This window comes from Micromonospora sp. C41, assembly GCF_018070485.1.
Taxonomy (GTDB): Bacteria; Actinomycetota; Actinomycetes; order Mycobacteriales; family Micromonosporaceae; genus Micromonospora; species Micromonospora chalcea.
Window position 1 is genome coordinate 115,353 of sequence record NZ_JAGPXP010000007.1, and the last position, 12,113, is coordinate 127,465.

The following is a 12,113-nucleotide window of genomic DNA, read 5'->3' on the forward strand; positions in this document are numbered from 1 at the left end:
GCCCTTCCTTACACCTCAGCCGGTGTTGCGCATGCCGGCGGCGATGCCGTTGACGGTGGTCAGCAGCGCCCGTTCCAGCGCCGTACCGTCGTTCGGGGCACGCCGCCCACCCGGCGCGGTCGCCACCGCCCGCCCGGCCGCACCTGATTCGCGGTACTGCCGCAGCAACGCCACCTGGAGGTGGTGCAGCGGCTCCAGGTAGGTGTCCCGCACGGCGAGCGTGCGCTGCAGCACGGGGGAGTTCTCCAGCAGCGCCGGCGAGCCGGTGATGGCCAGCACCTCCTGCTTGGTCAGCTCGTACTCCTGCTCGATCTTGTCGAAGATCGGGTGCAGCTTCTTCGGCACCAGCGTCTCCACGTACCGCCGGGCGATGGTCAGGTCGGTCTTGGTCAGCATCATCTCGACGTTCGACAGGAACGTGCGGAAGAAGTGCCAGTTCCGGTTCATCTCGGCGAGCACGTCGGCCAGCCCGGCCGCCCGCGCGGCGGCCAGCCCGGAGCCCACGCCGAACCAGCCCGGCACGATCTGCCGGGTCTGCGTCCAGCCGAACACCCACGGGATGGCCCGCAGGCCGGACAGGCCGGCGCCGGTGTTCGGGCGCTTCGCCGGCCGGGAGCCGATGTTCAGCGCGCCGAGCAGCTCGGTCGGCGTGGAGGCCCAGAAGTACGCGGGCAGGTCCGGGTCCTCGACCAGCGACCGGTACGACCGGAACGCCGACTCGGACACCACGTCCATGGCCGCGTCCCAGCGCTCCAGCATCTCGGCCGGCTGCCGGGGCGCGGTGTGCAGCAGCGTCGCCTGAAGCACCGCCGCGACAGTCAGCTCCAGGTTCTCCCGGGCCAGCGCCGGCAGCGTGTACTTGTCGGAGATGACTTCGCCCTGCTCGGTCACCTTGATCGCGCCGTCCAGCGTGCCGTACGGCTGGGCCAGGATCGCGTCGTGCGTGGGACCGCCGCCACGGCCGACGGTGCCGCCCCGGCCGTGGAACAACCGCAGGTGTACGCCGTGCCGCGCGGCCACGTCCCGCAGCGCGCGCTGCGCCCGGTGGATGGACCACTGGCTGGTGGTGATGCCCGCCTCCTTGTTGGAGTCGGAGTAGCCGAGCATCACCTCCTGCACGTCGCCCCGGGCCGCCACCAGCGCCCGGTACGCGGGCAGCGACAGCAGCTCGTCCAGCAGCTCGCCGCCGGCGTTCAGCTCGGCCGGGGTCTCCAGCAGCGGCACGATGCCGATGCGGGCCCGCCCGGAGTGCACGTCCACCAGGCCGGCCTCGCGGGCCAGCACCACGGCGGCGAGCACGTCGTCCACGCCGAGCGTCATCGAGATGATGTACGACTCGATCACCTCGGGGCCGAACCGGTCCTGCGCCTCGCGGATGGCCGCGAACACGTCGAACGTCTTGCGGGCCGACTCGGTGAGCGGGCTGTCCTGGGTGGAGAGCGGCCGGCGGCCGGTCAGCTCGTCGGCGAGCAGCTTGGTGCGCTCCAGCCGGGTCAGCGCCGGGTAGTCGGACACCTCGCCGACGGCCTCGTAGAGCTGGGCCAGCACCTCGTGGTGCTTCTCCGCGTGCTCCCGGATGTCCATGGTGGCCAGGTGCAGCCCGAACGCGGACACCGTACGGATGGTCGAGGCGAGCCGCCCGACGGCGGTGAGCTGGCCGGAGTTGCGGGCCAGCGACGCGCGCAGCAGCTCCAGGTCGGCGATCAGCTCGGCCGAGCCCCGGTAGTCGCGCCCCGGCACGTGCGGGGTGTCGGCGCGCAGCCGCTCCCGGGTGTTGGCGAGCTTCGCCTTCACGCACCGTGCCTTGAGCCGGTACGGCTCCTCCGCGTTGACCCGGCGGAACCGGGGCGCCACCTCGGGCAGCGCGTCCAGGTCCTTGGCGAGGCTGGCGGACAGGTCGAGCGACACCGCGCGCAGCCGCCGGGACACGCTGACCTCGGTGATCAGCTCGTCCATCGCCTTCTCGGTGGCGGCGATGCCGTGCTCGTGCTGGATGCGCAGCACCTCGCGGGTGACCACCGGCGTGACGAACGGGTTGCCGTCGCGGTCGCCGCCGATCCAGGTGCCGAAGCTCAGCGGGCGGGACGTCGGTGACGTCTCCACGCCGAGCGTGCGCAGCGTGTCGGCGAGGTCGTCGAGGACCTGCGGCGCGGCCTCGGCGTACAGGTCCCGCAGGTAGTAGATCGCGTTGCGCGCCTCGTCGGTCGGGTCCGGCCGGTCCAGCCGCAGCTCGTCGGTCTGCCACATCAGGTCGAGCAGTTCGGCGAGGCGGCGGTTGGCCGGGCCCTCGTCGCTGGCGCCGTACAGGATCGCGTTCGCGGTCTCGGTGTCCAGCTCGTCGGCGACCGCGCGCAGCTTGGACAGGATGGACCGGCGGGCCGCCTCGGTCGGGTGCGCGGTGAAGACCGGGCGTACGGCCAGCCGGCGGGCCGCGGCGGCGATCTCCTCGGCCGGTACGCCCCGCTCGGCGATCATCTTGGCGGCCTGGTCCAGCCAGCCGCCGTCGGTGGCGCGGCGGCGGCGCAGGTCCCGGGCGCGGTGCACCTGCTCGGTGATGTTCGCCAGGTGGAAGTAGGTGGAGAAGGCACGGGCGAGCTTCGTGCCGGTGGTGACGTCGAGCCCGGCGAGGCGCTGGGCGGCGGCCGGCGCGTCGGAGCGGACCTGGGCGCGGATCTCCTCGACCAGGTCGAGCAGCGGGCGGCCCTCCTGCCGGGCCAGGGTCTGCCCGAGCAGCGTGCCGAGGCGGCGGATGTCGGCCCGGAGAGCGGCGTCGGGGCCGTCGTGGTCGTGCTGGTCGGTCACGGTTGCGCTCCTTACGCGAGGACGAAGGACAGCGCTGTCCGACTCCCCTGGATCGTATCCGCGTACCCCCGGGGGACAGGAGGGGGACCGCGTGATGATCTGCACTCTGGGACGGCCCGCCGGTCAGCCCCGGTCGACGGCGTGCCGGCCCGGCGCCGGGCGCCGTCGGGCGCGGAACATGGTCGCGGTGAGCAGCCCGGCCAGGCCGGCGACGACCCAGATCAGCAGGCCGGTCAGCGCCCAGCCGCCGCCGCGCCAGTCGAAGTAGATGGCCGATTTGAACAGGTCGGTGGCGAGGCCTGGAACGTTCCAGCGGTGCATGCCGCGCAGGAGCGGCGGCAGGAACTCGGGCGCGTAGATGCCGCCGGACCCGGGGTTGCCGAGCACCACGAGCAGCAGGATCACGACGCCGGTGCCGAGCAGTCCGAGCCAGCCCTGGACGGCGGCGGCGACCATCCCGGCCGCGAAAGCGGCGAGCGCGCCGACCACCGCCACCGCCGCCACGTGACCGGCGAACACGCCGAGCACCGGTCCGACCAGGATCGCCCCGATGACGCCGAGCAGGATCGCGTGCACCGCGAGCGTGGCGATCCGCAGCCCGGCCCGGCGCAGGTCGCGGGGGCTGGTGCCGAGTGAGATGCCGAGCGCCGTGGACGCCAGGTAGCCGCCCAGCACCACGCCGACGGCCAGGTAGAACGGGACCAGGCCGCGCGGGTCGTCGCCGGAGACCGGCACGTCGTCGGTGACCTGAAGCGGCACCCCGGCCTGCCGGGCCGCCTCGGTGAACACGTCGGTGACGAGTTCCGTGGCGGCGGGCGCTCCGGCGCTGGCGGTGGCGAGCGTCAGGCCGCCGTCCGGGGCGGAGCTGAGCACCGCGTACACCGATCTGTCGGTGAGGCCGTCCTGGGCGGCGCCGCGGCTGTCGTACCCGACGGGTTTGATCGTGTCGGTGCGGGCGCGGACGGCGGACATCACGGCCTGGGCCTGCTGGTCGCTGGTGACGACGGCGACCGGGATGTCGCGCGGGTCGGGCTTGTGCAGCGCGCCGACGTAGGCGGCGATGAACGCGCTGGCCAGCGCCAGGGTGCCGAGGATCAGCGCCGCCGTGCGCGGCAGCCAGTCCCGGGTACGCAGTTCCGGCTCGTCGTCCACGCGCTCAGCCTATTGGCGGCATTTGCCTGGCTGAGGCGGTTTCGTCAGGGCGAAAACCGCTGGTCCGGGCCGATAGCGTCGGGCCATGCAGGCACCCGTCTATCCCCCCAAACCGAAGCCGGGCGACCGCGTCGCGGTCGTCTCACCCTCCGCCGGCCTGCCGGGTCTCTTCCCCCACGTGTACGAGCTGGGGCTGCGCCGGCTCCGCGACGAGCTGGGGCTGGAACCGGTGGAGTACCCGACCACCCGCGTCATGGGCGCCGACCCGCGCGACCGGGCACGTGACCTGATGGCCGCGTTCACCGACCCGACGATCACCGCCGTGCTGGCCACCGTCGGCGGGGACGACCTGATCACTGTCACCCCATACCTGAACGACGAGGAGCTGTGGGCCAACCCGAAGCCGTACTTCGGCTACTCGGACAACACCAACGTGCTCAACCACCTCTACCGGCTGGATCTCGTCGGCTACCACGGCGGGTCCGTGCTGGTGCACCTCGGGCGCTCCGGCAAGCCGCACCCGCTGACACTCGACTCGCTGCGCGCCGCGCTGTTCACCTCCGGCTGGTACGAGCTGACCGCCGCCCCCGAGTGGGGCGACGAGCCGTGCGACTGGCGCGACCCGGCCACCCTGGCCGAGGAGCCGCCGATGTACCCGTCCGAGGGCTGGCGCTGGCACGGCCCGGCCGAGGTGGTGCAGGGCCGCACGTGGGGCGGCAATCTGGAGATCCTGCACTGGCTGATGGCGACCGACCGCGTTCCGCGCGCGGCCGACCTGGCCGGCTCGGTGCTGGTGCTGGAGACCTCGGAGGAGATGCCGTCCGCGCAGGAGGTCTTCCGGATCGTGCGGAACCTGGGCGAGCGCGGGTTGCTCGCCGGCTTCCCGGCGATCGTGGTGGGCCGGCCCAAGGCGTGGGACTTCGACCGGCCCCACACGGTCGCGGAGCGGCTGGCCTGGGCCGCCGACCAGCGGGCGGCGATCCTGTCGGCTCTTGCACCCTACGCGGGCGACCCGGTGGTGGTCTTCGACGTCGACCTGGGCCACACCGACCCGCAGCTGATCATCCCGTACGGCGGCGAGATCCGCGTGGACGCGGTGGAGCGACGGATAGCGGTCCGCTACTGACCCGCCCGCACCCGCCGTCCGCCGCTCGGCCATGGGTGTCTACGTCCCCGTTTGACACCCACGCCGTTCCACTCACGGATGGAAGTGCCGGTCAGTGGAACGCCGTGGGTGTCTCGGGCCCGTCTTGACACCCGTGCCGCTCCACTCGCTGCTGGCAGCGGTCGGGTGGGCGCAGAGATCTACTGCGCCTCGGCGAGGCGAGCGGTGGGTGTCGGAGAGCGGTGGGCCGCCATCTCGGCTGGGTCAGGCGGCCACGACGGCGAAGGCCCGGACCGGGAACGTGCCCATGCCGGCGACCCGTGGCGGGGCGGCGGTGAACCGGAAGCCGGTCGGCGGCAGCGCGTCCAGGCCGGTCAGGTGCTCCACGATCGGCACCCCGGCGGCCAGCAGACCGGTGTGCGCCGGGCGCTGGCCCTCCGCCGCCGGAGTCATGTCGTCGATGTTGATCGAGTCGATGCCGACCAGCGCCGCGCCCGCCTCGGCCAGCCACTGCGCGCCGTCACCGGTCAGGTAGGGCGCGTCCGCCGCGGCGTACCTGTCGGTGCCGAAGTGCGCGTCCCAGCCGGTGTGCAGCAGCACCGCGCACCCGGCCACGTCGTACGGGGCGAGCATCAGCCGGTCCACCGCCCGGGTACCGGCCGGCACCCGTACCACCAGGCCGGGCAGGTCGGCGAGGCGGTCCAGCGGCACCCCGGTCAGGTCCGGGCCGTCGGCGAAGCGGTGCGACGGCGTGTCCACGTACGTGCCGGTGTTGGCGATCATGTCGATCCGGGCGACGTGGAACTCGACGCCCGGCGCGTACCGATTCCGGGACTCCTCCCGGGTCAGCCAGTCGCTGATCGCCGGGCCGGGCCAGCCGGGCAGCGTGACCAGCCCTTCGGCGATCACGTGACTCAGTTCGACGAGCTTCCGCCCACCCGAGGCCGGCACATCGAGGCCCCGTCCGCCCTTGTGCGGCTCCTCGACCACGGTCCGGTTGGTGATCCGCACCTCGCCGACCATGAGCAGCCCGAGGTGCCGGACCAGCAGCGCGGCCACCTCGTCGTCGGTGACGTCCGGGTGCGGCACGTCCAACCGGAACCCGTCCGTGCGCAGGCCACCACCGTTTGCGAAATCCACCTGGGCGTCGAAGACCGCCCGATACTCGACCATCCGCCCACCGCACCACGCCCGGTCACGGCCGGTCAAGATCGAAGATCGGGCGGGCCCGGATCGTCGGTGGAGGGGGATAGGCTCGAACGGTGCACCCCCCGTCCGGCTGGACGCGGGGTCGTCGTCGTGTGTCGATCCGCTGGAAGTGATCACTGATGCTCACCGGACTCTTCTCCGCCGCCCTGGCCGACCCGGGGCTGGCCCGGGCGCGTGACCTGGCGCGCTCCGGTGCCGCGCAGGTCGACGGGCTCGACCTCACCGCCCCCGCCGCGTTGCGCCCGTTCGCGGTGGCAGCGGTCGCCGCCGACGAGTCGGCCGGCGGCGCGGGCCGTCCCGTGCTCGCGGTCACCGCCACCACCCGGGAGGCCGACGACCTGGCCTCCGCGCTGGGCAGCCTGCTGCCGCCGGAGCAGGTGGCGGTCTTCCCGTCCTGGGAGACGCTGCCGCACGAGCGCCTGTCGCCCCGCTCCGACACGGTCGGGCGGCGCCTCGCCGTGCTGCGCCGCCTCGCCCACCCGGAGGCCGCCGACGCGCACGGCCGCACCGGGCCGCTGCGGGTCGTGGTCGCGCCGGTCCGGTCGCTGCTCCAGCCGCAGCTCAAGGGCCTCGGCGACCTGGAACCCGTCCAGCTCGCCGCCGGTGACGAGGCCGACCTGGAAGAGGTCGCCCGCCGGCTCACCGACATGGCGTACGCCCGGGTCGACCTGGTCACCAAGCGCGGCGAGTTCGCGGTACGCGGCGGCATCCTGGACGTCTTCCCGCCCACCGACGAGCACCCGTCCCGGGTCGAGTTCTGGGGCGACGAGGTGGAGGAGATCCGCACGTTCGCGGTCGCCGACCAGCGCACCATCGAGGGCGTCGCGCAGATGTGGGCGCCGCCGTGCCGCGAGCTGCTGCTCACCCCGGACGTGCGGGAGCGGGCCGCCGCGCTCGCCGCCGAGCACCCCGAGCTGGCCGAGATCCTGGACAAGCTGGCCGAGGGCATCCCGGTGGAGGGCATGGAGTCCCTCGCGCCGGTGCTGATCGGCGCCGACGCGCTGGAACTGCTCGTCGACTGCATGCCGGCCGGCACCCACGTACTCCTCTGCGACCCCGAGCGCATCCGCACCCGCGCGCACGACCTGGTGCGTACCTCGGAGGAGTTCCTCCAGGCCAGCTGGGCCGCAGCCGCCGTCGGCGGCCAGGCCCCGGTCGACCTCGGCGCCGCCGCCTTCAAGACCCTGGCCGAGGTACGCACGGCAGCCCGCGCCCTGCGCCAGCCCTGGTGGACGCTCGCGCCGTTCGGCCTGGTCGAGGCGGACGCGGCACCGGCCCGGCAGCCCTGGGAGGACGCGCCGGCCGAGGTCGACGTCACCCCCGACAACGCCATCGCGGTGAGCCTGGCCGCCCAGCCGGCCCCGCTCTACCACGGCGAGACGGCCCGGGTGGTCGAGGACCTGAAGCGCTGGGCCGGCGAGGGCTGGTCGATCGCGCTGGTCTTCGAGGGGCACGGCCCCGCCCAGCGGGCCGTCGAGGTGCTCCGTGACGCCGGTCTCGGCGCCCGGCTCACCGAGGAGGTGCCCACCGCGCCCGCACCGGGCGAGCTGCTCGTGTCGTGCGGCTGCCTGACCGCCGGCTTCGTCGACGAGGCGTCGAAGTTCGTGCTGCTCACCGGCAACGACGTCACCGGCGGCCGGGGCACCTCCACCCGCGACATGCGCAAGATGCCCAGCCGGCGGCGCAACACCATCGACCCGCTGGAGCTGAAGGCCGGCGACTTCGTGGTGCACGAGCAGCACGGCATCGGCCGGTACGTCGAGCTGGTGCAGCGCACGGTCAACGGCGCCAGCCGCGAATACCTGGTCATCGAGTACGCGCCGAGCAAGCGCGGCCAGCCCGGCGACCGCCTCTTCGTCCCGACCGACCAGCTCGATCAGCTCTCCCGCTACGTCGGCGGCGAGCAGCCCACGCTGCACAAGATGGGCGGCTCGGACTGGCAGAAGTCCAAGGCGCGGGCGCGCAAGGCGGTCCGCGAGATCGCCGCGCAGCTCATCCAGCTCTACGCCGCGCGCAAGGCGTCCAAGGGGCACAACTTCGCCCCCGACACCCCGTGGCAGCGGGAGCTGGAGGACGCCTTCCCCTGGCAGGAGACGCCGGACCAGCTGGCCGCCATCGAGGAGGTCAAGCGGGACATGGAACAGACCGTCCCGATGGACCGGCTGATCTGCGGCGACGTCGGCTACGGCAAGACCGAGATCGCGGTACGGGCGGCGTTCAAGGCGGTGCAGGACGGCAAGCAGGTGGCGGTGCTGGTGCCGACCACGCTGCTGGTGCAGCAGCACTACAACACGTTCGCCGAGCGGATGAGCCAGTTCCCGGTGTCGATCCGGCAGCTGTCCCGGTTCCAGACGCCGAAGGAGACCGAGCAGACGCTGGAGATGGTCGCCGCCGGCACCGTCGACATCGTCATCGGCACCCACCGGCTGCTCCAGGCGTCCACCCGGTTCAAGCAGTTGGGCCTTGTGATCATCGACGAGGAGCAGCGGTTCGGCGTCGAGCACAAGGAGCACCTGAAGACGCTGCGCGCCTCGGTCGACGTGCTCGCCATGTCGGCCACCCCGATCCCGCGCACGCTGGAGATGGCGATCACCGGCATCCGGGAGATGTCCACCATCGCCACCCCGCCGGAGGAGCGGCACCCGGTGCTCACGTTCGTCGGCGCGTACGACGACCGGCAGGTGGCCGCCTCCATCCACCGCGAGCTGCTCCGCGACGGTCAGGTCTTCTATCTGCACAACCGGGTCGAGTCGATCGAGAAGACGGCCCGCAAGTTGCGGGAGCTGGTGCCGGAGGCCCGGGTCGCGGTGGCGCACGGCCAGATGGGCGAGGAGGCGCTGGAGAAGGTGATGGTCGGCTTCTGGGAGAAGGAGTTCGACGTCCTGGTCTGCACCACCATCGTCGAGTCCGGCATCGACATCCCGAACGCCAACACGCTCATCGTGGAGCGGGCCGACCTGCTCGGCCTGGCCCAGCTGCACCAGATCCGCGGCCGGGTCGGCCGGGGCCGCGAGCGGGCGTACGCGTACTTCCTCTACCCGCCGGAGAAGCCGCTCACCGAGAACGCGCACGAGCGGCTGGCCACCATCGCCCAGCACACCGAACTCGGCGCGGGCATGTACGTGGCGATGAAGGACCTGGAGATCCGCGGCGCCGGCAATTTGCTCGGCGGCGAGCAGTCCGGCCACATCGAGGGCGTCGGCTTCGACCTGTACGTCCGGATGGTCGGCGAGGCGGTGTCCGCGTTCAAGGGCGAGAGCACCGAGGAGGAGACGGAGGTCAAGGTCGACCTGCCGATCGACGCGCACCTGCCGCACGACTACGTCGGAGTGGAGCGGCTGCGCCTGGAGATGTACCGCAAGCTCGCCGAGGCCCGCGACGCCGAGCGGCTGCGCGAGGTGGTCGCCGAGATGACCGACAGGTACGGCGAGCCGCCCGCGCCGGTGCAGAACCTGGTCGCGGTGGCGCGGTTCCGGCTGCTGGCCCGCCGCTACGGGCTCACCGACGTGTCGATGCAGGGCAAGCACATCCGGTTCGGCCCGCTGCCGCTGCCCGACTCGAAGCAGATGCGGCTCAAGCGCTACCACCCGGACTCGGTCTACAAGCAGGCGCTCGACCAGGTCAGCGTTCCCCGGCCCAGCACCCGGCGGATCGGTGGCGAGCCGCTGCGCGACCAGGCGCTGCTGGAGTGGTGCGAGCAGCTCCTGGCGGATGTCCTGGGCAAGCCCGAGGAGCTGGCAGTCTCCGTCCCGGCGGGTGCGCGATGAGGTGGGTGGAGTCACAGGCCGGTACGGGGCGTGAGAGAGTGAGCCACATGCGTGCACGTCGTTCCCTCGTCGCCGTCAGCGTCGCGGCCCTTGCCGCGCTCTCTCTCGCCGCCTGTGGCCGGTCCGCCCCGGACGTCGCCGCCTACGTCGGAGACACCCGTTACTCCGTCGAGCGGGTCGATGCGATCTACGACGACGCGCAGCGGCAGTACGCGGACGCCGTCCGGAACCAGGCGCCGCAGACGCCGTCGCCGGAGGAGCTGCGGTCCCCGGTGACCCGGCAGGACGTGCTGAACCTGCTCGTCGCGCTCGACCTCGGCAAGCGCGTCGCGGCCGAGAAGGGCCTCCAGGTCACCGACGAGGTGTCCCCGGAGCAGCTTCAGCAGCCGCTGCGGATGCCGGCGACCACCGAGTACACGAAGCTGTGGGGCGAGTGGGTGGACCTCTCCGCCACCCTCCAGCAGAGCCTGCCCCCGGCCGACCTCAGCGACGAGTCCCTGATGGCCGTCTACCGCGCCATCGAGAAGACCGGGGCGATCCAGCCGGGCCTGACCGTCGACCAGGTCCGGCAGGCGTTCGGCGAGGCCGGGTTCGTGCGCAGCGCCACCGCGCTCAGCAACGCGCTGCAGCAGCAGGCCGAGAAGGTGGACGTGAGCGTCAACCCCCGGTTCGGCGTGAGCGGCGTGCCGTCGCTCGTCAACACCGGCCAGTCGCTCGTCTTCTACTCCCTGCCCTACGTCAACCAGGACGGCCCGGTCACCGACATCTCGACGCCGGAGGCGCCGGCCGGTGGTTCGCCGGCCCCCGGAACCGCATGACCGCCCGCATCGTCCTGCTCGTCACCTCGCCCCGGCTGCCCGCCGGCCTGCTGACCTCGGCCGCCTGGGACGCCGTACGCTCCGCGCCGGTCCTCGCCGGTGCGGAGAGCGAGCTGACCCGGGCGGTCCGGACGGCCGGCGCCGAGGTGAGCGTGGTGACCGAGGGCGCGACCCAGGCGCTGCTCGACGCCGCCGCCACGCACGGCGGGGCGGTGTGGCTGGCCGGCCCGGCCGGCGACGAGACGCTGGCCCGTGAGCTGGGGCTGCGGCTGGCCCGCGAGCCCGGGCTGGCCGAGCTGGAACTGATGTACGGCTCGTGGGACCCGCCCGGCGCCCGGCTGCTCGACGCGGTCGAGGTGATGGACCGGCTGGCCTCCCCGGGCGGAGACCCGTGGAAGCGGGCGCAGACCCACCGCAGCCTGGCCGGGTTCCTGCTGGAGGAGTGCTACGAGGCGTACGACGCGATCAGCGCCGACGACACCGACGCGCTCCGCGAGGAACTGGGCGACGTGTTGCTCCAGGTGCTGCTGCACGCCCGGCTGGCCGAGGACCTACCGGACGGCAAGAGCTGGACCGTCGACGACGTGGCCGGAACGCTCGTCGACAAGATGGTGCGGCGCAACCCGCACGTGTTCTCCGGCGAGCCGGCCGGCTCGATCGAGGAGATCGAGGCGAACTGGGAACGGATCAAGCGGGCCGAGAAGACCCGCGAATCGGTGCTGGACGGCATCGCGCTGAGCCAGCCCGCGCTCGCGCTGGCCGCGAAGATCCTGGACCGCGCCGGCCGGGTCGGCCTGGCCGTACCGCCCCCGCTGGCCGAGTCGCAGGTGGACCCGGAAGCGCGGCTGGGGGCGAGCCTGCTGGCAACTGTCGCCGCCGCCCGGCAGGCCGGCATCGACCCGGAGGCCGCCCTGCGTCGTGCCACCTTGGCGTACGCCGAGGCGGTCCGAGCCGCCGAACGCCCCACCTGACCCCGCGCACCCCTCCCGCCCTCCAGCCCCCGCGATCTTGCACTTGCGGCCCCCTGGGCATCGCAAATGTCCCTTCCGTCCGGGCAGGAAGTGCAAGATCGCGGAGGGCCCTTGTCCGCCCGGTCGGGACCCAGCGCGCTGCCGGCCCGAGTTGAGCCCTCTCGCTTCCCGAGACTCGTAGACCGCATCTCGGGATCGGCGGTAGATCTTGGTACGAAAGGGCCCTCATAGGGGCCGTTCCGTACCAAGATCTGCCCAGCCACCCGGCGGGCCGTGTCGGTGATCAAGG

7 protein-coding genes are annotated in these 12,113 nt (G+C 72.9%); 4 read left to right on the forward strand and 3 right to left on the reverse strand.

Annotation, left to right across the window (positions count from 1 at the left end; genetic code table 11):
* Positions 1-15 precede the first annotated feature (15 nt).
* A complete protein-coding gene (ppc, locus tag KBX43_RS10575; protein ID WP_210884212.1) occupies positions 16-2,802 on the reverse strand; it encodes a phosphoenolpyruvate carboxylase in 2,787 nt (928 codons plus the stop codon).
* Positions 2,803-2,925: 123 nt separating this feature from the next.
* Positions 2,926-3,954 carry a hypothetical protein gene (locus KBX43_RS10580; protein WP_210884213.1) on the reverse strand — a complete coding sequence of 343 codons (1,029 nt, stop codon included), beginning with the start codon at positions 3,952-3,954 and terminating at the stop codon, positions 2,926-2,928.
* Between the two features lie 85 nt (positions 3,955-4,039).
* Here KBX43_RS10580 and KBX43_RS10585 point away from each other — a divergent pair, with 85 nt between their 5' ends.
* Complete coding sequence (locus tag KBX43_RS10585) at positions 4,040-5,080, forward strand: S66 peptidase family protein (RefSeq protein WP_069087411.1); 1,041 nt, start codon at positions 4,040-4,042, stop codon at positions 5,078-5,080.
* Between the two features lie 243 nt (positions 5,081-5,323).
* Here the strand turns inward: KBX43_RS10585 and KBX43_RS10590 are convergent, their stop codons facing one another.
* Positions 5,324-6,232: a cyclase family protein gene (locus KBX43_RS10590; protein WP_210884218.1), complete on the reverse strand. Its 909-nt coding sequence runs from the start codon at positions 6,230-6,232 to the stop codon at positions 5,324-5,326.
* A 155-nt stretch (positions 6,233-6,387) separates the two neighbouring features.
* Here KBX43_RS10590 and mfd point away from each other — a divergent pair, with 155 nt between their 5' ends.
* Genes mfd through KBX43_RS10605 form a run of 3 tightly spaced genes read left to right on the forward strand, consistent with a single transcriptional unit; the run spans position 6,388 to position 11,824 of the window.
* Positions 6,388-10,035, forward strand: a complete 3,648-nt coding sequence (gene mfd / locus KBX43_RS10595; protein WP_210884219.1) for a transcription-repair coupling factor — start codon at positions 6,388-6,390, stop codon at positions 10,033-10,035.
* 47 nt (positions 10,036-10,082) lie between these two features.
* Positions 10,083-10,853 carry a SurA N-terminal domain-containing protein gene (locus tag KBX43_RS10600; RefSeq protein ID WP_113972026.1) on the forward strand — a complete coding sequence of 257 codons (771 nt, stop codon included), beginning with the start codon at positions 10,083-10,085 and terminating at the stop codon, positions 10,851-10,853.
* Positions 10,850-11,824 carry a nucleoside triphosphate pyrophosphohydrolase gene (locus KBX43_RS10605; protein ID WP_043326583.1) on the forward strand — a complete coding sequence of 325 codons (975 nt, stop codon included), beginning with the start codon at positions 10,850-10,852 and terminating at the stop codon, positions 11,822-11,824. Before KBX43_RS10600 ends, KBX43_RS10605 begins: the two co-directional genes overlap by 4 nt.
* Positions 11,825-12,113: the final 289 nt, after the last annotated feature.

What these genes read in the sequence shown, in the direction of transcription:
- KBX43_RS10605 (WP_043326583.1), top strand. Translation starts at nt 10,850, where the DNA reads ATGACCGCCCGCATCGTCCTGCTCGTCACCTCGCCCCGGCTGCCCGCC.
- KBX43_RS10600 (WP_113972026.1), top strand. Translation starts at nt 10,083, where the DNA reads ATGCGTGCACGTCGTTCCCTCGTCGCCGTCAGCGTCGCGGCCCTTGCC.
- KBX43_RS10590 (WP_210884218.1), bottom strand. Translation starts at nt 6,232, where the DNA reads ATGGTCGAGTATCGGGCGGTCTTCGACGCCCAGGTGGATTTCGCAAAC.
- KBX43_RS10585 (WP_069087411.1), top strand. Translation starts at nt 4,040, where the DNA reads ATGCAGGCACCCGTCTATCCCCCCAAACCGAAGCCGGGCGACCGCGTC.
- mfd (WP_210884219.1), top strand. Translation starts at nt 6,388, where the DNA reads ATGCTCACCGGACTCTTCTCCGCCGCCCTGGCCGACCCGGGGCTGGCC.